Consider the following 20148-nt stretch of genomic DNA (forward strand, 5'->3'; position numbering starts at 1 on the left):
CCATCCTCGCGCGCGGCGAGTTCGTGGTGAACCTGTTGCACGAGCACGCCCGGTCCACCGCGGAGCTGTTCGCCTCGGGCGACCCGGACCGGTTCGACCAGGTCGCCTGGTGGTCCGACGGCGAGAGCAGCGGGCCACACCTGCGCCGGGACGCCCACGCGATCGCCGACTGCCGGGTGCTCATGCCGCTGCCGGTCGGCGACCACATGGTGGTGTTCGGCGAGATCGTCCGGGTCAGCACCCGCACGGAGCGGCGCCCGCTGCTGTACGGGCTGCGCCGGTACGGCAAGTGGGCGGTGGCCTGAGCCACCGCCTCACTCGGTCGGGAGCCGGTCCATCAGGCCGGCGACCGCCCGGGTGGCCTCGCAGCCGCCGAACGAGTGCCGGACGCGCCGACGGATCGCCGGCTGCTGCTCCTGGCTGAGCTTGAACATGCCGTCGGCCTCGGCGACCCGCAGCCGGAACGCCCCGACGCCGGGCAGGATGCGCCGGAAGTAGTCGAGCGAGCCCGTCATGTCCCAGCCCGCGCCGAATCTCGACTCCAGGGCGGCCACCGTGGCCCGCACGGTGGCCAGTGTGTCGTCCGCCGACTCGACCTTGCGCAGCTCGCCGCGCACCTGCACCGAGGTGAAGTTCCAGGTGGGCGCGGCGGGCGCGGTCCGGTAGACGGCGGGGGAGACGTAGGCGTTCGGGCCGGCGAAGGTCGCCACCACGTTCGCGGCCCCGCCCAGCGCGGCCCAGTGCGGGTTGGCCCGGTTCATGTGCCCCCACAGCGTGATCCCGACCAGTCTGTCGACCGGTCCGTCCAGCTCCGGGTCCACGATGATCGGCACGTGGGTGATGTGCGGCGCGGCGCCGCCGGCGCCGTTGCTCGCCAACTGCGCCAGCGGATGACCGCGGACGAGGTCGACCAGCCACCGGTCCTCGGGCGCGTGGTACGGGCCGGGCACGAACATGAGGCTCCCTCAGCCAACGGCGGAACTGGGCGAGTCCACCGATTCGATGGTCCGCACGACGAGGTCGACCAGTGCGGGCTCCTCCTCGCGCAGGAAAAAGTGCCCGCCCGGATACAGGTGCAGGCCGCGGAAATCCGTCGACTCGGGCGCCCACGTGCGCATCAGGTCCGGCGGGGTGACCCAGTCCCGCTCGCCCCCCATGGCGATGACCGGCAGGTCGAGCGGTGGCCCGGGTCGGTAGGAGTAGCTGCGGCAGAGCGCGAAGTCGGCGCGCAGCATCGGCAGCACCGCGCGGAACACGGCCGGGTCGGCCAGTATCTCGTCCGGCACGCCGCCCAGCCTGCGCACGTCCTCGGCGAACTCCTCCTCGCCGGCGGCGGGATCCGGCATGGTCGTGGCTGCCGCACCGACCGGCGGCCACGACGCGGCGGCCACCAGACGCGGCAGCGGGCCGCCGGTGCGCACCAGCTCCCTGGTCATCCGGTACGCCAGCAGCGCGCCCATGCTGTGCCCGAAGAACGCGTAGTCCTCGGTGAGGTCGTCCGCCAACCCGTCCAGCAGCGCCGCCACGGCGGTGTCCGCGTCCGTGAACGCGGGTTCCCGGTGCCGGCCCTGGCGGCCGGGCAGGCGCACCGCGCGCAGTTCGATCCAGTCCGGCAGCCGAGCGGCCCAGGTCCGGAACATCGAAGCCCCGCCGCCCGCGCAGGGCAGGCAGTACAGCCGCAACCGGGCGTCCGGCCGCGGCTCGAAGGCCAGGTACCACGAGCGTGACAACACCATTTTTCCGACGCGCTTTCTCCCTGGACCGGACCCGAGCCGGTCAGATCAGCGAATGACTGATGATCTCCTTCATCACCTCGGTCGTGCCGCCGTAGATGGTCTGCACGCGCGTGTCCAGGTACGCGCGGGCCACCACGGACTCGCGCACGAACCCGTACCCGCCGTGCAGCTGCAGGCACTGGGTGACGACCTGCTGGCACAGCTCGGTGTTCCACCACTTCACCATCGCGGCGTCCTCCGCGCTCAACCGCCGATCGTTGTACGCGAGGATCGCTCGGTCGCAGTGGCTGCGCGCGACCTCGACCGCGGTGGCGAGCTCGGCCAGGTGATGGCGGTTGCTCTGGTGCTGCCCGACGGCCATCCCGAACACCGAGCGTTTGCCCACGTACTCCAGGGTTTCGGCGAGCACCCGCTCGGCCGCCGCCAGCGCGGAGATCCCGATCCACATGCGTTCCTGGACCAGGTTGCGCATGAGATAGCCGAACGCCCGCCCCGGACGGCCCAGCAGATTCCTCGCCGGCACGGCCACGTCGTCGAAGAACAGCTCGCTGGTGTCCAGGGCCTTCATGCCGATCTTGTCGATCAGCCGGCCGCGTTTGACCCCGGCCCGGTCGGCCTCGACCACCAGCATGCTGGCCGAGGTGCCGCGCGCGGGCGCGGCCGTTCGCGTGTCGGTCGGGGTCAGCGCGACGACGAGATACAGGTCCGCGCTGTGCCCGTTGGAGACGAACGTCTTGCTGCCGTTGAGCTGCCAGCCGCCGTCCCGCCCGACGGCGGTGGTGCGCATGGCGCTGATGTCGCTGCCCGCGTCCGGCTCGGTGATGGCCAGCGCCGTGACCAGGTCCCCGGAGCAGAACCCGGGCAGCCAGCGTCGTTGCTGCTCGGCCGTGGCCAGCGTGCGCAGGTAGGAGCCGACGATCTCGTTGTGCAGCGGCAGACACGGCGCGTACGTGCCGGCCCGCGCCAGCTCCTCGGACAGGATCGCCTGGAACCGGTAGTCGTCGCTGCCCCCGCCGCCGTGCTCCGCCGGCATGTCGATGCCGAGCAGGCCGGCCGCGCCGGCGGCCCGCCACACCTCGCGGTCGGCCACGCCGCGCCGTTCCCACGCCGCGTAGTGGGGAGCGATCCGCCGGGCGATGAACGTGCGCACCAGCTCGCGGAAATCGCGGTGCTCGTCGGCCAGGATCTCCTCGCGCATCACTGTCCCCCGGTCACCCGGCGACGGGTCGGGCCGGCTCGGCGACCCGCCACTGCGGCAGGATGTCGCGCATCCTGTTCATCATCGCCTGGCAGTACGAGGCGTTGTGGTCGAGGTCGCGGTGCCGCGGATACGGCATCTTGCGCCGGCCGCGGTGGTCGATGACCATGCTCGCCCGGTCGCCGTCCGGCGTGTGCTCCACCCCGATCCACTCCGCCGCCGCCCGCGGCGCGTCCACCGTGACGTGGTAGCGGCCGTGGTCGGTCACCGCGACCTCGTCCAGCGCGACGTCCGGCAGGCTCAGCGGTTCGCGGTAGACGTAGGGCCGGGCGAGCAGGTCGATCTCGAAGATCGCCCGCAGCAGCGGATCCTCCCGCCACCGTGGCAGCGAGCGGACGTAGTCGCGCAGCAGCCGGTCCACTTCGGCGCGGTGCGAGTGCATCACCATGTGCAGCACCTTGCCGACGTTGTTGATGTCGTAGTTGTCCAGCGTGGCGATGGAACGGGCGAGGAAGGCGCAGAGCTCGGTGTCGGCGTGCGCGCGGAACCAGCGCGCCACGTTCTCCAGGAACGTCTCGTGATCCTGGTCGCCGACCGAGTCCAGGTAGCGCGCGGTGTAGTAGGCGCCGCGCGCGTTGTAGGCCACGACGACCGCGTAGTAGAACCACAGCCCCAGCTCGTAGTCCTGTCGGTTCACCCACTTGGTCTCCACGACCACGTCCGCCTCGGAGACGGTGTCGTTCACGCGGACCTTCTTGATGCCGAGCACCTCGGCCTGCCGTTCCATCGGCGTGTTGGGCAGCAGCAGCTGCGGGTAGGTGACCACCACGTCCGCGCCGATCCGGCACAGCTTGCCGATGCCCTCGCGGAACGAGTCCAGGGTCTCCCCGGGCAGCGGCCAGATCAGCTCGGTGTAGGAGCTGATCTCCTTCTCGTGCAGCTTCTGCTGCAGCTCGACGTAGGTCGACTCCTTGATGTTCGACCGGTCGACCATGGCCAGGGTGGCCGGGCTGACGGTCTGCAGCGACACCGGCTGGCTGGTCAGCATGCCGCCGGCCACCAGGATCTCGGTGATGTCGGTGACCCGGTCCGGGCGGTTCTTGGCCGCCTGCATGCTGACCATCATCGGATAGCCGTTGCGCTGCTTGCACTCCACCAGATGCCGGGTCAGCTCCACGTCCCTCGGCAGCGCGCCCCAGTTGGCGTCGGCCAGGAAGATGCTCTCGACGCCGTGCTCGGACAGCCACGTCAGGTCGTCCCGGACCCGGGTCAGCTCCCACCGGTGCACCTTGTCGTTGGTGGCCGCGCCCCAGTAGCAGTAGCTGCACCGGAACGGGCACCCGCGGTTGGTCTCGACCACGGCGAAGGCGTAGTCCGCGCCGTCGAACACGCCCGCGGCGAAAGGCGAGGGAATCTCGTCGAGATCCTTGATGCGGTCGGGTGCGGGCGTGGTGACCAGCGTGCCGTCACGCCAGAAGCTGATGCCGGGCACCCGGGCGAGATCCGGGTCCTCGCCGAGCAGCTCGCGCAGGTACTCGGAGAAGATGATCTCGCCCTCCGAGTCGGCGACGACGACGTCGGTCATGCTCGCGTCGATGTACTCGGTGATCCGGTTCATCACCTGCGGGCCGCCGAGGATGAACCGGGCCGACGGCCGGGCCTCGCGCAGCGCGGCCAGCACCACGCTGATCCGGCGCATGTTCCACAGGTAGCAGCTCATCGCGTAGACCTCGCAGTCCAGCTCGACGAGCTCGCGGATCAGCTCCCGCTCGGGATGCGACACCGCCCGGGAGTGGATCACGAAGGAGTACTCCTCGGCGATCCGCGGGTCCTGCTGGGCGTACGCCTGCAGATAACCGGAGGCCAGCGGCAGGGTGTTCGGATACAGCGGCACCTCGACCAGCGCGACGGACCTGCTCATCGGCCCTCACGCCCCGTTCGCGTCGCGATGGACTCCAGCAGTGACTGGGCCAGCTCGTGCAGGATGTCGGTCTCGAAGAAGTCCTCGGCCACCAGCCGCACACCCCGTCGGCGTGCCTCCGCCGCGGCGCGCATCGCCAGGATGGAGTCGCCGCCGAGATCGAAGAAGCTGTCGGCCCGGCCCACCGCGGCCAGGCCGAGCACCTTGGCCCACACCTCGGCCAGCACCCGCTCGACGTCGTTGCGGAAGCCGCCGTTCTGCTCGGTCGGTTGGTCCAGCGGCCGGGCCGCGAGCGCGGGCCGGTCGGTCTTGCCGTGCGGGGTCAGCGGAAGCGCGTCCAGCCGCACCAGGGGATGCGGGAGCAGATAGCTCGGCACCGCGGCGGCCAGCAGCTTCCCGAGGTGCTCGGAGTCCGAGCCGTCGCCCGCGCCGGTCCAGTAGCCGACCAGCCGTCGGAGGGGGGCGCCGTCCTGGCCGGGCGTCTCGTGCACGACGACGGCGGCGCCGGTGACACCGGGCAGTTCGAGCATGGCCGCCTCGATCTCCCCAGGTTCTATCCGGAAACCGCGCAGCTTGATCTGGCTGTCGTTGCGGCCGAGGAATTCCAATTGCCCGTCGGGGCGTCGACGCACGATGTCACCGGTCGCGTACATACGTTCTCGCGGGTGCTCCGTATCGGGAAGGAACTTGCGTTCGGTCAGCTCGGGGCGATTGAGGTAGCCGCGGGCGACCTGGATTCCGGACAGGTGCAGTTCGCCCGATTCCCCGTCCGGGACCGGCCGGCGATTCTCGTCCAGGACATGGGCCCGCAATCCGGGCAGCGGAGAACCGATCGGCGGCGGCGTGTCCGCAGGCGCGTCCGCGGTGATTTCGCCGCAGGTGGCCAGCATTGTCGTCTCGGTGGGGCCGTACACGTTGTAGAGCGCGAATTTCGGGCGGATCCGCGGCGGCGCGTGCAGCTTCTCGCCGCCGAGCAGCATCGCCCGGAAAACGCCGTCCCGCGGCCACCGGGCATCGAGCAGCTGCGTGGCCAGCACGGTGGTGAAGAACCCGACCGTGATGCGTTCGTCCCGCAGCCAGTCAACCATGTCCTGTGGGGATTCCGGCAGCCGGTTGTCCGCGAGGCACAGGGTGGCGCCGCCGGCCAGGCAGGGCCAGACCTCCAGCCCCCAGCCGTCGAACGAGGGCCGGGCCATGGTCGGCATCCGGTCGCCGGGTCGGACAGCGAACTTCTCGATGTGCCAGGCGACCAGCTCGGCCACGCCGCGGTGCTCGACGAGCACGCCCTTCGGCGCGCCGGTGGAACCCGAGGTGAACGTGACGTAGCAGAGGTCGTCGGGCGCGCCGCCCGGGCCGTCCGGCTCCTCGACCGACTCGTCCGCGACGAGGTCCTCGACGAAGACGGCCGTGCCGTGGCCGGCCGGCAGGCTGCCCGCGAGCCGCCGCGTGGTCAGCACCACCGGCGCCGCGCAGTCGGCGAGGATCTGGGCGACCCGCCCGGGCGGATCCTGCACGTCCATCCCGACGTAGGCGCCGCCGGCCAGCAGCGCGCCGAGGGCGGCGACCACCAGCTCCGGCGACCGCTCCAGCCACAGCGGGACGAGGACGTCGCGTGTCACCCCCGCCCGGCGCAGCTTCCCGGCGACGCGTCGCGCCGACCGGTGCAGCTCGTCATAGGTGATGACGCGCCCACCGCTGTCGATCGCGGGTTGATCGGGACGGCGTTCGCGCCAATCGGCTATTCGATCGAGCAGCGGCCTGGCCATCCCAACAGATGTGTCTTCGCGCATAAGACAGGCTGACCTTCCACGAGCAGGATATCTGTCCTCCTCGGTGAGGAAGGACGGACTCGGGACGACACGCGAATATTCGTGACGCTACTCGACCCGGCCGCGCACGGTCAATGTCGCCGGTGCGGCGGGGAACTTGACGTGTTGTCCGGTCGGCAAACACTGTTGAAGTATTCCCGATCGGAGGTATGTGATGCTGGTTTTGGATGCCGCCGCGATTCGTGAGTTGTTCCCCATGAAAGAATCCATCGAGCTGATGCGTTCCGCGCTGGTCGCCTTCAGTTCGGCGCGGGCCCTCGTGCCGCAGCGCCTCATGCTGCGAATCCCGGGCGGCGACGCCTACGCCGTGATGCCCGGTTATGCCGCGCCGTCGCCGGACGTGCCGCACGGCGGTTTCGGCATCAAGGTGATCGCCATCAAGCCGGACAACCCGAGCCGCGGCCTGCCGGTGAACTCCGGGCTGGTGCTGGCCTTCGACGAGCTGACCGGACGCCCCGACGCCGTGCTCGACGGCGCGACCATCACCGAGATCCGCACGGCCGCCGTGTCCGGCGTGGCCACCGACCTGTTGGCTCGTCCGGACGCCGCCACGCTGGCCATCCTCGGCGCCGGCGTCCAGGCCCGCAGCCACCTGGAGGCGATGGCCGCGGTGCGGCCGCTGCGCGGCGCGCGCATCTGGTCCCGCACCGAGGAACGGGCCCGCGCACTCGCCGAATCCGCCCAGGACTACCCGTTCCCGGTGAGCGTGGCCTCGTCCGTCGCCGAGGCCACCGACGGCGCCGACATCATCTGCACCGTGACCGGCAGCGTCGAGCCCGTCCTGCGGGATCGGGACGTCCCGGCCGGCGCGCACGTCAACGCCGTCGGCTCGTCCTTCCCCGACAAGCGCGAGCTCACCGAGGAGCTCGTCGCGCGCTGCTCGGTCTTCGTCGACAGCCGGTCCTCCGCGCTGGCGGAGGCCGGCGAGCTGGTCATCCCGATCGGCCGCGGCGCCTTCGGCCCCGAGGTGGTCCTGGCCGAGATCGGCGAGCTGCTGCTCGGCCGGTCGGCGGGCCGGCGCGGTCCCGACGAGACCACCCTGTTCAAATCCCTCGGCCTGGCTGTCGAGGACACCCTGTCGGCCTCCTTCATCGCCCACCGGGCCCGCCACCGCGGCGTCGGTCAGGAGGTGTCGTTCTGACCGTGGGTGATGTCCCGTCAACGGGACGGAACCAACTCCGCCAGACCCGCTCCACCGAGCGGGCCATGCCCTTGCTTCCCGATCTTCGTCCGGCGTCGGCGCTTCGCGCCGCCGGTGCGGGAGAGGGCCCCTGACCTGCGGCGATTGTTGTCACAGCAACCGACGGCCGCTGCCCGAAAGGGCAGTGTGACCGTTCCGACGTCTTGCGGATCCACGTTCGCCTTGTGCTGGCGGGCGGCATGTGCAGCGGCGCGCCGGTGATCCGCCCGCGCCCGGCCGCCGGGCACGACGACGACCGCACGCTCACGGGAAAGGAGGTCGACCCGCCCCGCTCGTCGCCCCGGGCCGGGGCACCCGAGCGTGATGGCTGCCGCGCGCTCGCCGTGCGGGGTAGCCGCGCGCATGTCGCGCCCGATGGAAGCAGAGGCGGGATGATGGGTCGCGTGAGCTCGATCGCGACCGTCGCCGGCGTGGACCTTTCTAGTGCCGCGCAGGTGTTCCGCCTGTGCCGGGACACCCATGACCACACCGGCGGCCGTATGTCCGGGGACGCCGCCGCGCGCGGTGCTGCCTTGTTCGCTGCCGGCTCGTCCTTCGCTGCCTTGTCCTCCGCGGGAGAAAACAAGATCCAATGTGGTTCGGGACGATCCTGTCTACCGCCAAGATCACCAACATGACGGCGCCGGAACGCACGTTCGGGTCATGGACCAGCAGGCCGGGACCCGTTATGGGCGGCCGGGACGAGCCCGCTGGCCCGAAGACGGAGCGGGGGGCGCCGACCGGCGGCGAAGCCTCCCCAGATCGTCCCCGTCACCAGCAAAAACGTACCTGAGGTTCGCCCAGGTTTGGCCGGAGCGCGGGCATCGGCGCCGATGCCCGATCCGCGCGGTGGTCCCGGAATATCGTCTTCGGGTGGCGTGACCTATTGGCCTCGCGAAACAGTCACATTTACACTCCGGGCAACTGCGAATCGCTACTGGACAGCTACCTAGGGTTGTCCTAGCATCGACCTCAAGGTTCCGACCCAGGGGGGATGGGTAGGGGGATGACTGTCTCGAACAGTGTTTCGTACTCGGCTTCGGCCATGGTTCGTGATCGGCACGCCGGGGCGCGGCCACCTCAACAGCGGCATCCGTCAGATGAAAGAATCCTCACCACTAAAAACGGCCTGCACATTCCGGAAGGCCTTTCCTTCAGCGAGTGGAAGGTCGCCGGCAGGCGGCTGTCCGGAATTCTTGACTCCTCTTGCTGGTGGCTCGGTGACTGGCTGGTTTTCGGCAAGGAACAATATTCCGACCGGTATCAGCGCGGTGTTGAGGCCGTCAACCTCAGTTATCAGACCTTACGAAACTACGCCTGGGTTGCCCGGCGTTTCCCGTTGGAGCGCCGACGTGCGCAGCTGTCCTTCCAGCACCACTCCGAGATCGCCTCGCTGCCGGACGACGAGCAGGAACAGTGGCTCGACGAGGCCGAGGCGCGCAGCTGGACGACGAAGCAACTGCGCAGCGCCGTTCGCATGGCCCAGCACAACGGATTATCCGAAGGCGACGCGAGCATGAAACAGCTCGCGGTGCCCGGCAGCCGGGTCAAATGCTGGCGTCAGGCGGCCGAACGCGCGGGTGTCGCCTTCGAGCAGTGGGTGCTCTCGACGCTCGACCACGCCGCCGAATTGGAACTGGACTCCGAAAGCGGACCGCCTGACACCCAGCTCGGCAACGGCGGGGAAGAGGATGGTTATGCGGATCGCACTGGTTAACATGCCGTTCGCCGACTGGGATCGCCCATCGGTGGCACTGAGTCAGCTCGCCGCATATGTGAATCATGAGTTCGGTGACGCCGTCGAGACCGATGTGCGCTACATCAACCTTGATTTCGCGTTGCTCTTCGGCGCCGGCGACTACAAGATCTTCGTGAACCAGTCCGAACACCTCATCGCCGGTGTCGGCGAATGGCTGTTCCGTGCGCTGGCCTTTCCCGATGTCCCCGACAACGCCGACAGCTACTTCGGGCGCTACTTCGCCGACGACGGCTCCGCTGGCTTTCGGGCCCGGTTGATGCAGGTCAGGGGCCGGCTGAGGGACTTCTGCGGCAAGATGATCGACGACTACCGGCTGGCCGAGGCCGATATCGTCGGGTTCACGTCGATGTTCTCGCAGAACATCGCCAGCATCGCCCTCGCGCGGATGATCAAAGAGCGCAACCCGAACGTCATCACGGTCATGGGCGGCGCCAACTGTGAGACTCCCATGGGCACGGTGCTCGCCGAGTACATGCCGGCGCTCGACTTCATCTTCTCCGGTCCCGCCCTGCACAGCTTCCCGGAATTCGTCCGCTGCGTGCTCGACGGCAAGCCCGAGTCGGCCGACGACATCCCGGGCATCATCTCGCGGCGCAACGTCAACAGGCCCGGCATCCGGGAGTCCATGGGCCGGGACCGCGATATCGACGACTATGTGCGGCCGGAGTTCAGCGGCTTCGTCGACAAGTTCAAGCAGTGCGAGGACGAATTACGTGCGACCGCCGGTTCGGCGTCGCCGAGGCTCTACTTCGAGACCTCGCGCGGATGTTGGTGGGGTGAGAAATCGCACTGCACGTTCTGTGGTCTCAACGGCCTCGGTATCGGATATCGCGCCATGGAGCCCGAGAAGGCGCTCGCGCAGTTCGAGTGGCTCTTCGAGTACGCGCCCTGGTGCAAGTCCTTTCACTGCACGGACAACATCCTGCCCAGGAACTACATGCGCGAGGTGCTGCCGAATATGCGCCCGCCGGCGGACGTCTCGGTGTTCTACGAAGTCAAGGTGCCGATCTCGGACCGGGATTTCAAGTCGATGGCGCAGGCCGGAGTTCGCATCGTGCAGCCGGGCATCGAAGCGCTGGCCACCTCGACGCTCAAGCTGATGGCCAAGGGCACGACGTCGTTCCTCAACCTCCAGTTCCTCCAGAAGTGCCTCAAGTACGACGTCGAGCCGAGCTGGAACCTGCTGATGGGATTTCCGGGGGAAGAGGCGGAGGTCTTCGAGAAATACGTGACCGATCTTCCCTCGTTGACGCACCTGCCGCCGCCCGACGGTGCCTTCCTTGTCCGCTTCGACCGGTACAGCCCCTACTTCAACAAGGCCGCGGAATTCGGGCTCGATCTGGCGCCGCTGGAGTTCTACCGCCTTGCCTATCCGGTCGTGCCCGACGAGAGGCTTTTCGATCTGGCGTACTTCTTCGTCGACGACAATCTGGGGCCCTACCAGGTGCACTCCGCCGAGTGGCTCGGCAAGGTCGAGCTCCAGGTCCGGAGCTGGCGGGCGGCCTGGCAGCGGGACACGCCACCGCGGCTGGCCCTGCTCACCGACGACGCCGGCGAGCTGGGTGTGCTGGACACGAGGTTCGAGCAGCACCGGTGGACCCCGGTCCAGGAGGACGGCGCGGCCCTGCTGCGCCGGCTCGCCTCGCCGAGCCGGTCGAGCAAGCTGGTCACGGAGCTGGGCATTTCCGCCGAGCGGCTGGCCGAGCTGGTCACCGAGTTCACCGAACGGAGGTTCCTCTTCCTGGAGGGCGACACCATGATCAGCCTCGTCATGCTGGACGAGGTGACCGACGACGGCCCGGACGAGCCGGTCGAGGTCGCGGCCCCGCGACTGCTTCCCCTCGTGCAGGTCTGAATCTCCGGCGCTGCCTATGTGCGACTTTGGAGTCTCGATTTATACAAACAACAGCCCAGTGGTGGGCTCGTGTGTAGTATACTGCAGCCTTAAAAGAGTGTAGGTATGGGTCTGTTTGCATGTCTGTGGGTAAGGACAGAGAGATACGTGCCGACCTAGGCACTACCACCGGCCGAAGACTATCCAGATCACTTCATTCTAATAAATTGACGGGGACATCCCTTGGCCAATTCCGGTCAGCGGACGTCGGCGCGGAGCAGGAAGCGCGACATCACGGCGGCGACCGACCGGGCATGCGGGGCCCGCAGCAGACCGTCGTGCGTCGCCGGCACCTTCGCCTCGTCCAGGCCGACCGGCACGCACTGCTGCCACTCCTCGGGGCGCACATCGCTCGACCCGCCGCCGGCGGTCGCCCTGATCAGCAACGCCGGACAGGGGAGCACCCCGGGTTCGGGCCAGTCGAGCGTGCGCATCGCGGCGTAGTACTCGAACGGTCCGCGCAGGCTGCCGTCCAACAGGTCCAGCTGGGACTGTCGGAGCAGGCGGTCGCCGTGCGCCAGGATGTCCGCCTCCGTGGCCCCCTCCAGCTCGAACTTCTCGGCGCTCCACCGCTGGGCCGCGTCCGGGAACGCGTCGGCGACGGCGGACAGGAACGAGCCGAGGAGTTCCTCGCGGCTCCCGATCAGCAGGTCGGTGAGTCCGATCGGGGCGGGGGAGTCGAGCAGGGTGAGGCTGCGCACCTCGTGCCCCCGTCGCACCAGCGCGTCGGCGAGATGGAAGCCGAGCGTGCCTCCGACGCTGTGTCCCGCGAGGTGGACCGGGCCCGGGCAGGACGCGGTGACGGCCCGCACGCAGTCGTCGAGCAGCGTGCTCAGGGTCAGTCCGGCGCCGTGGGCCTCGACCATCTCCCGCACCGGCAGCCCGAAACAGGGGCGGTCGGTGAGATACGCGGCGACCTGCGCGAACGACGATTCGAGGCCGAGACCGCCGGGCAGCGCGACGACGGCCGGGGCAGTGCTGGCGCTGGACCGCAACGGGAACAGGGCCGTCGGCGCGGGCGAGGCGGAGGTGGCGTCGTCGAGCCCCGGTGCGCCGGACAGCAGCGTGCCGCGTGCGTCCGGGCGGGCGGTCACCTCGGCGATCAGCCGCTCGAAGTCGGTGGCCAGCCCCTCGATCGTCTCGTCGTGGAAGAGATCGGTGTTGTACGTCCAGCGGAACGTGACGCGGCCGCCGGTTTCGAACACCTCCAGATGCAGGTCCATCTTGGCGGTGTCCTCGACGACGCTGAGGCTGGTCGCCTCGATCTCGTCGAGCTCCAGCGTCACGGGCTCGTTGTTCTGCACGATGATCATGATCTGGAACAGCGGCATCGCCGCCGAGCTGCGCCGCGGGTTGAGCCGCTTGACCACCACGTCGAAGGGCACGTGCTGGTGCTCGAGATCGTCGAGCGTGTCGCCGCGGACCCGGCCGAGCAGTTCCTGGAACGACTCGTCCGCGCGCACGGTGATCCGGCTGACCAGGGTGTTGACGAACATGCCGATCAGCTCGTCGAGCTCGGCGAACGGGCGGTTGGCCACCGCGGAGCCGAACGCGACGTCCGGCGCCGCCCCGCGCCGGACGAGCAGCACGGCGAGCGCCGCCTCCATCACCATGAACAGCGTGGTGTTCTGCTCCTGGCACAGCCGCCGCAGCCGGTCGGCCGCGTCGTCGGCGAGGACGACCTCGGTGGCCGCGCCCCGATAGGTCATCTGCTCGGGCCGCGGCTTGTCGGGCGGCAGCGGCGAGGCCTCGGGCAGCCCGTCCAGCCGCCGGATCCAGTAGCCGATGTCCGTCTCGGCCTCGGCCGAGGCCAGCCACTCCTGCACGCTGTGGGCGTAGTCGGGATAGCCGTAGCGCAGCGGGGCGAGCGGCGACTCGCCGCCGGGATTGTCGCGGAAGTGCTGGTAGAGGAGCTTGAGCTCGCGGCTGAGCACCGCGATCGACCAGCCGTCCGCCGCGATGTGGTGCATCGTCAGCATCACCGCGGCGAGCCCGGGCACGACCCGGACCAGACGCGCGCGCAGCATCAGGTCCTCGCGCAGGTCGAAGCGCCGGTCGGTCTCGGCGGCGGACAGCGCCACCAGGGCCTGCCGCCACGTGCTGCCGGCCGGGATGACCAGATCCTCCCGGGGCAGCCGGAAGCCGAGGTGCGGCCGGACCTGCGAGCGGTGCCGACCGTTGCTCACGTTCACCACGGTCCGCAGCGGGGCGTGCCGCGCCACCACGACGTCGAAGGCGCGTTCCAGCGCGGCCTCGTCGAGCGGCCCGTCCAGGATCACCGTGGTGTGCAGGTGATAGGCGGTCATGCCCTTGGCCAGCCGGTCGATGAAGTACAGGCGCGACTGCGGATCGGTCAGCGGCGGGTTGTCCGGATCCGGCGCCATCAGCGGAACCAGGGCGCGCGGGTTGCCGCGGCTCGACCCGTGCGCGCCCGCGTCCTTACGTCCGGCGCGGACGAGCGTCGACAGGCCGCGCACGGTCGGGTCGCGGAAGAACTCGCGCAGCGTCACGTGCACACCGAGGTCCGACTCCACGTGCGCGAGCAGCCGGGTGACCAACAGGGAATGGCCGCCCGCGGTGAAGAAGTCCGTGCCCGGCGTCACCTCGTTGTTGTGCAGCAGGCTCTTGACCATGGTCAGCAGCTGCGCCTCGACATCGCCCGCACCGGCCTCGACACCGTCGTCCGGGACCGCCAGCACCGGTTCGGGCAGGGCGCGCTGGTCGAGCTTGCCGTGATCGGTCAGCGGCAGGTCCGCGAGGAACACGAAGGCGCGCGGAATCATGTACTCCGGAAACGACTCGGCCAGCGCGGCCCGCAAGGTCTCGGCCGCGAGGTCGGCGTCGGCCGGGACCACGTAGGCCACCAGGCTCATGCCGATGTCGGGCACGTCGCGGCCGACCACCGCCGCCTTCCTCACCTGGTCGAGCGCGCTGAGCACCGCCTCGACCTCGCCCGGCTCGACCCGGTACCCCCTGATCTTGACCTGGTCGTCGTTGCGGCCGCGGAACTCGTACTCGCCGCCGGCGGTCAGCACCGCCAGGTCGCCGGTCCGGTATCCGCGCCGCCGTCCGCCGGTCGCGGTGGGCACCTCGACGAAGCGGTCCTGCGTCAACTCCGCGCGGCCGGCGTAGCCGAGAGCCACCGAAGGGCCGGTGATCACGATCTCGCCCGGTGTGCCGGCGGGCGCCGGCGCCAGGTTCTCGTCGACCAGCACGAAGTCGAGGCCGGGCAGCGGGCGGCCGATCAGGCTCCTGGTCTGGTTGAGGTCGTCCCGGCTGAGCGGGTAGTACGAGGCGATCACCGTCGCCTCGCTCGGCCCGTAGATATTGGCCAGCCGGGGGGAGTCCTCCCCGTACTTGTCCATCCACGGCCGCAGTTCCGCGAAGCGCAGCGCCTCGCCGCCCAGCAACACGTAGCGCAGCGGCAGCCGGTCGGCGTGCCGCACGTCCTCGGCCATGAGCTGGGCGAACGACTTCGGGGTCTGGTTGAGCACCGTCACCCGCTCGTCCCGCAGCAGGCCGCGCAGTTCGACCGGGTCGCGCGCCAGGTCGTTGGGCACGATGACCACGCAGCCGCCGGACAGCAGCGGGCCCCACGTCTCCCAGATCGCGAAGTCGAAACCGAAGGAGTGGAACAGCGTCCACACGTCCTCCGGGCCGTAACCGAGCAGTTGTCCGGTGCTCGACAGCAGGTGCAGCAGGCTCCGATGGGACACCCGCGCGCCCTTGGGCCGCCCGGTCGTGCCCGAGGTGAACACGGTGTAGGCGGCATCCGAGGGCTGGATCGGGGGCTGCCGCCACTCGTGCGCGGCCGGCATCGGCGCCTCGTCGACCAACAGCGTGTCCAGGTGCCCGGGCACCAGGTCGGCGACGCCGCTCGCGGTCACCACCAGCGACGGCGCCGCGTCCTCCAGGATCAGCCGCAGCCGGCCGGCCGGGTTCGACGGGTCCAGCGGCACGTAGCCGGCCCCGGCCTTCACCGCGGCCAGCGCGGCCACGATCATCTCCGGCGTCCGGTCCAGCAGCACGGCGACGGGCCGGGTGTCCTGGCCGATCCGGGCCACGATCGCCGCGGCCAGCCGTGATGAGGCATCGTCGAGTTGCCGGTAGGTCAGTTCGCGGCCCGCGCAGCGGACGGCGGGCCGGTCGCCGCAACGCCGCACCACGTCGGCGAAGGTCGCGGGCAGGTCCTCGGCGCCGGTGGCTGCGGATCGGCCGTCGGCCGGCCGCACCGGCACGTCGATGCCGTGGTGCAGGGCGATCCGACGCCGCATCCGCTCGGCACGAGCTGTGTCCATCGGGATTCTGCCTCCTAACCGTGGTCGGCTCGGGCGATCGGCGCGGGATGATCGATCGGCACGCCGAACGCGCGCCGCCCGGCCCGGCGGGGGCGCCGCGCGCGCCCACTCCGCCATCCTGACTTCCGTACCAATGTATCGGCACGAATGTTCGGCTCGCTAGTCTTGACGGGTGCCGGATCGGCGGGGCCGGGATGGCATCCTGTCCCGGTAACCGGCCGCTGGCCCCTCCCAGACCGAATTGGCGCGAACCATGGACCGTGCAGCTCAGATCGTCGCCGCCAACGTGCGACACCACCGCGCCCGTGCCCAGCTGTCCCTGGCCGACCTCGCCCGGCTGTCCGGCGTGGCCAAGGCGACGCTGTCCAGCCTGGAGGCCGGGGTCGGCAACCCGACCATCCAGACCCTGTGGTCGATCGCCAACGCGCTCGGGGCCGGCTTCAGCGACCTGCTGGTCGAGCCGGCCGACGAGGCCGAGGTGCACGTGGTCAGGGGCACGGTCGGCGTGGTGACGCCCGAGGACGGCGCCGAGGCGATCGAGCTCTACAGCCGGTGGCCCGCGCGCGGCATCACCGAGTCCTACGCCATCGTGCTCGGCGAGGGAACGCGGTACGAGGCCGGGCCGCACGCCATGGGCACGGTGGAGCACCTGATCGTCGTCGAGGGCGCGGCGTTCGCGGGCCCGGCCGGCAAGCTGGTCCGGCTCGAACGGTTCGACTACGCCCGGTTTCCGGCCGATCGGCCGCACGTCTACGAGTCCATCGACGGCCCGGCGCGCTGCCTGCTCATCGTGAGCTACGCGCCGCACCAGGCCTGACCACCAGCCTGACCACCAGGAGGCGCATTGTCCGGGGGGAACGAGACGTCGGTGGCGGCACTCACCGGCCGGATCAGCGCGGGGCCGACGGAGCTGCTGCGCACCGAGGTGCTGGAGCCGCAGTTCCGCTACGAGGCCGGCGCGCTGCTGCACCACTACGTGCACCTGGAAAAGGTGCTGCTGCTGGAATTCCGGCGCATGGCGGTGCTGCCGGCCGACCAGGTCGCGGCCATCGCGCGGGCGTTGGACGAGATCACCGCCGACCGGATCGTGGAGGGCATGGGCGGCAGCATGTCCGACATGGCCTTCGCGATCGAGCGGTTCGTGCTCGGCCGGCTCGACGCGCCGGCCCCGGCGTGGCACGCCGACCGCAGCCGCAACGACCTTCAGGCCTGCGCGCAGCTGATGGCCGCCCGCGAGATCACCCTGGCCGCCGCGGCCGAACTGGCCGGGTGCGCGGCCGCCGCGATCGACCGGGTCGGCCCGCTCGCGCACGACGTGATGCCCGGATACACGCACCTCCAGGCCGCCCAGGTGGTGTCGCCGGGTTTCCACCTCGCGGCGCTGTCCGGACGGCTGCTGCACGCCCTGGCCCGGCTGAGCGACGTCTACGACGGCTTCGACGCCTGCCCGCTCGGCAGCGGCGCCATGGCCGGCCAGGAGCTGGACTGGGACCGGCACGCCATGAGCGAGCTGCTCGGGTTCGCCCGGCCCGAACCCCACGCGCTGACCGCCGTCGCGTCCCGGGAATGGCTGCTCGAACTGGCCGGCGCGTGCTCGACGACCGGTGTGGTGCTGAGCCGGTTCACCACCGACCTGATGGCCTGGACCAGCAGCGCCTACGGTTTCTGCGAGCTGCCCGACGAGCTCGCCGGCATCTCCTCGGCCATGCCGCAGAAGAAGAACTATCCGATCCTGGAGCGGATCAGGGGGCGGACGGCGCACCTGACCGCGTGGTACGTCGACGTCGCGACCACCCAGCGCGCGGTGCCCTACGCCAACTCCGTGGAGACCTCCAAGGAGGGCAGCGCCCTGCTCCCGACGGCCATGTCGTCGTTCACCACGGCGCTCGGCCTGCTTCGCGCCGTCCTCGACGGCCTGGAGTTCCGCGCTGATCGCATGCGCGCCGCCTGCGAGCGGGAGTTCCTCGGCGGTTTCGCGCTGGCCAACCGCCTGACGCTCGACGCGGGCGTGCCCTGGCGCACCGCGCAGGTCATCACCGGCGCCTACATCACCGCCGCGATGCGGGCCGGACACGCGCCGGCCGACGTCCGCCCCGACCTGTTGGCCACGGCCGCCGAGACGCACGGGCACTCCCTGTCCGATCCCGCCGTTCTGCTGGCCGACGTCTTCAACCCGGACGCCGAGCTGGCCCGCAAGCGCTCGTACGGCGCCGCGGCTCCCGATCTGGTCCTCGCCGCGCGCGACGAGCAGGCGGCCAGGCTGACCGAGCTGACCGGTCAGTGGCGGGAGCGGCGGCGGGTCGTCGACGACGCCGTGCACCGCGTCGACCACCTGCTGGGCACTCGGCCGTGAACCTCGTGACTGCGCGTCCGTAGCCGCACCACGGCCACGGCGCAACCCCTTATCGCAGCGCGGCGACCCGCCGGTGGCAAGGCTCCACCACCCGGTAACCGGCGGTCAATTCCCTCGGTAATCGAGGTAGAACGCCTCCGGAATCCGCATAGCATTCGGATGGTCGTCAGCCCGGGGGAGAGCAGTCATGAGTCCAGCACCGCAGCGCACACCTGTGCCGCCGGGTGCTTCCGTGCCCGTGCGGACGGTGCTCGCCGACGACGACCTCGACGCTCTCGCCACCCTTCCGGTGGTGCCGGTGCGCCATCCCGCCCGCTGGGTCGCGGTGGCCGTGCTGCTGGTGCTCGCGGCGCAGTTCGTGCACGGGCTGGTCACGAATCCGGGCTGGGACTGGCCGGTGTTCCGGCAGTTCTTCGCCGATTCGACCATTCTCGGCGCGCTCGGGCTCACGCTGCAGCTGACCGCGTACGGCACGGTGCTGGGGTTCGCGCTGGGCCTGGTGATCGCCCTGATGCGCCTGTCGCACAGCCCCCTGCTCAACGCGGCGGGATGGCTGTACGTCTGGGTTTTCCGGTCGGTGCCGCTGATCGTGCAGCTGTTGTTCTGGTTCAACCTCGCCTACCTGTACCCGCGCCTGTCGTTCGGGATTCCGTTCGGGCCGGCGTTCTTCTCCGCGCCCACGCTGCAACTGGTCGGTCCGATGGGCGCGGCGGTCCTCGGTCTCGCGCTGCACCAGGCCGCGTACGCCGCGGAGATCATCCGGTCCGGGGTGATCTCGGTCGACCGGGGCCAGCTGCTGGCGGCCGCGGCGCTCGGGATCCCGAAGCGCCGCCAGCTGACGCGGCTGGTGCTGCCGCAGGCGATGCGGACCATTCTGCCCAATGCCACCAACGAGATCATCACGCTGCTGAAGGGCACGTCGATCGTCTCGGTGATGGCCCTGGGCGACCTGTTCTACCAGGCGCAGGTCATCTACGGCCGCAACGGCCGCGTGGTGGCGCTGATGATGGTCGCGACGATCTGGTACGTGATCCTCACCGCGCTGCTGTCGGTGGTCCAGTACTACGTGGAGCGCTACTTCGCCCGTGGCTCCTCGCAAGCGCTGCCGCCGACGCCGATCCAACGCCTGCGGACGTGGCTGGCCCGGATCGCGGCCGGCGGCCGCACGAAGGAGCGGGTGCGATGACGGCGTCGACGGTGCCGCCCATGGTCCGCGTGCGTGGCGTGCACAAGAGCTACCACGACAACACCGTGCTCAAGGGCGTCGACCTGGATGTCGCGCCCGGCTCGGTGACCGTGCTGATCGGCCCGTCCGGCGCGGGCAAGTCGACCCTGCTGCGCGTGATCAACCACCTGGAGAAGGTGGACCGCGGTTATGTCATGGTCGACGGCGAGCTGATCGGCCACCGCCGCGCCGGCGGCCGGCTGCACGAGCTGCGGGAGAGCGAGATCCTCAAGCAGCGCACCAACATCGGCTTCGTGTTCCAGGACTTCAACCTGTTCGCGAATCTGACGGTGCTGCAGAACGTCGCCGAGGCGCCGATCTCCGCGCAGCGACGACGCCCGGCCGAGGTGTACCCGATGGCGCGCGAGCTGCTCGACCGGGTGGGCCTGGCCGACAAGGCCGACGAGTATCCGCGCCGGCTGTCCGGCGGCCAGCAGCAGCGGGTGGCGATCGCGCGGGCGCTTGCCTTGCGGCCCAAGCTGTTGCTGTTCGACGAGCCGACGTCGGCGCTGGACCCGGAACTGGTCGGCGAGGTGCTGGCGGTGATGCGCTCGCTGGCCGACCAGGGCACCACCATGGTCGTGGTGACGCACGAGATGGCGTTCGCGCGCGAGGTCGCCGACACCGTGGTGTTCATGGCGGACGGCGCGGTGGTCGAGCAGGGCCCGCCGGATCGGCTGCTGGTCCGCCCCGATCACGAGCGCACCCGGAGTTTCCTGGCCAAGTTCCTGTAGTTCCCCGAAGTCGCGGTGTCT

The 20148-nt window shown here is 70.1% G+C and carries 14 protein-coding genes; 8 read left to right on the forward strand and 6 right to left on the reverse strand.

All coding sequences use genetic code 11. From position 1 onward, the window contains the following. The coding region (locus KUTG_RS46085; protein ID WP_198047575.1) for a flavin reductase family protein at positions 1 to 305 on the forward strand (305 nt) is incomplete at its 5' end. 9 nt (positions 306 to 314) lie between these two features. On the opposite strand, the gene KUTG_RS46090 is transcribed toward KUTG_RS46085, so the two are convergent. From KUTG_RS46090 to KUTG_RS46110, 5 genes are read right to left on the reverse strand one after another with little or no spacing between them, the layout of a single operon-like run. After that, positions 315 to 956 carry an FMN-binding negative transcriptional regulator gene (locus KUTG_RS46090; RefSeq protein ID WP_043726237.1) on the reverse strand — a complete coding sequence of 214 codons (642 nt, stop codon included), beginning with the start codon at positions 954 to 956 and terminating at the stop codon, positions 315 to 317. A gap of 9 nt (positions 957 to 965) precedes the next feature. Beyond that, positions 966 to 1736, reverse strand: coding sequence for a thioesterase II family protein (locus KUTG_RS46095; protein ID WP_043726238.1), 771 nt, complete (start codon positions 1734 to 1736; stop codon positions 966 to 968). Positions 1737 to 1776: 40 nt separating this feature from the next. Further along, complete coding sequence (locus tag KUTG_RS46100) at positions 1777 to 2934, reverse strand: acyl-CoA dehydrogenase family protein (RefSeq protein ID WP_043726239.1); 1158 nt, start codon at positions 2932 to 2934, stop codon at positions 1777 to 1779. A gap of 13 nt (positions 2935 to 2947) precedes the next feature. Then, the gene (locus tag KUTG_RS46105; RefSeq protein WP_043726241.1) at positions 2948 to 4855 is read right to left on the reverse strand and encodes a B12-binding domain-containing radical SAM protein; all 1908 of its coding nucleotides are present in this window, start codon (positions 4853 to 4855) and stop codon (positions 2948 to 2950) included. Further along, positions 4852 to 6621, reverse strand: coding sequence for a non-ribosomal peptide synthetase (locus KUTG_RS46110; RefSeq protein ID WP_052396217.1), 1770 nt, complete (start codon positions 6619 to 6621; stop codon positions 4852 to 4854). The genes KUTG_RS46105 and KUTG_RS46110 overlap by 4 nt, the downstream gene beginning before the upstream one ends. Positions 6622 to 6838: 217 nt before the next feature. On the opposite strand from KUTG_RS46110, the gene KUTG_RS46115 reads away from it, so the two are divergent. The 3 genes from KUTG_RS46115 to KUTG_RS46125 all read left to right on the forward strand — a co-directional run bounded on the left by KUTG_RS46115 (position 6839) and on the right by KUTG_RS46125 (position 11478). Beyond that, positions 6839 to 7825: an ornithine cyclodeaminase family protein gene (locus KUTG_RS46115; RefSeq protein ID WP_043726242.1), complete on the forward strand. Its 987-nt coding sequence runs from the start codon at positions 6839 to 6841 to the stop codon at positions 7823 to 7825. Between the two features lie 1045 nt (positions 7826 to 8870). Next, a complete protein-coding gene (locus KUTG_RS46120; RefSeq protein WP_063753646.1) occupies positions 8871 to 9581 on the forward strand; it encodes an LmbU family transcriptional regulator in 711 nt (236 codons plus the stop codon). Continuing rightward, entirely contained in the window at positions 9562 to 11478 is a 1917-nt protein-coding gene (locus tag KUTG_RS46125) for a RiPP maturation radical SAM C-methyltransferase (protein WP_043726243.1), read from the forward strand. The genes KUTG_RS46120 and KUTG_RS46125 overlap by 20 nt, the downstream gene beginning before the upstream one ends. Positions 11479 to 11714: 236 nt before the next feature. Here KUTG_RS46125 and KUTG_RS46130 read toward each other — a convergent pair whose 3' ends face one another. Continuing rightward, positions 11715 to 15815: a non-ribosomal peptide synthetase gene (locus tag KUTG_RS46130; RefSeq protein ID WP_198047576.1), complete on the reverse strand. Its 4101-nt coding sequence runs from the start codon at positions 15813 to 15815 to the stop codon at positions 11715 to 11717. 253 nt (positions 15816 to 16068) lie between these two features. Here KUTG_RS46130 and KUTG_RS46135 point away from each other — a divergent pair, with 253 nt between their 5' ends. The 4 genes from KUTG_RS46135 (at position 16069) to KUTG_RS46150 (ending at position 20127) form a co-directional block, all read left to right on the forward strand. Continuing rightward, a complete protein-coding gene (locus tag KUTG_RS46135; RefSeq protein WP_043726245.1) occupies positions 16069 to 16632 on the forward strand; it encodes a helix-turn-helix domain-containing protein in 564 nt (187 codons plus the stop codon). 51 nt (positions 16633 to 16683) lie between these two features. Then, positions 16684 to 18168: an argininosuccinate lyase gene (locus tag KUTG_RS46140; RefSeq protein ID WP_052396836.1), complete on the forward strand. Its 1485-nt coding sequence runs from the start codon at positions 16684 to 16686 to the stop codon at positions 18166 to 18168. A gap of 187 nt (positions 18169 to 18355) precedes the next feature. After that, a complete protein-coding gene (locus KUTG_RS46145; protein ID WP_084580618.1) occupies positions 18356 to 19354 on the forward strand; it encodes an amino acid ABC transporter permease in 999 nt (332 codons plus the stop codon). After that, positions 19351 to 20127 (forward strand): amino acid ABC transporter ATP-binding protein, encoded by a 777-nt coding sequence (locus KUTG_RS46150; protein ID WP_043726247.1) that lies wholly within the window; start codon positions 19351 to 19353, stop codon positions 20125 to 20127. The genes KUTG_RS46145 and KUTG_RS46150 overlap by 4 nt, the downstream gene beginning before the upstream one ends. Positions 20128 to 20148: the final 21 nt, after the last annotated feature.

The sequence above is a fragment of the Kutzneria sp. 744 genome, from assembly GCF_000568255.1.
Taxonomy (GTDB): Bacteria; Actinomycetota; Actinomycetes; order Mycobacteriales; family Pseudonocardiaceae; genus Kutzneria.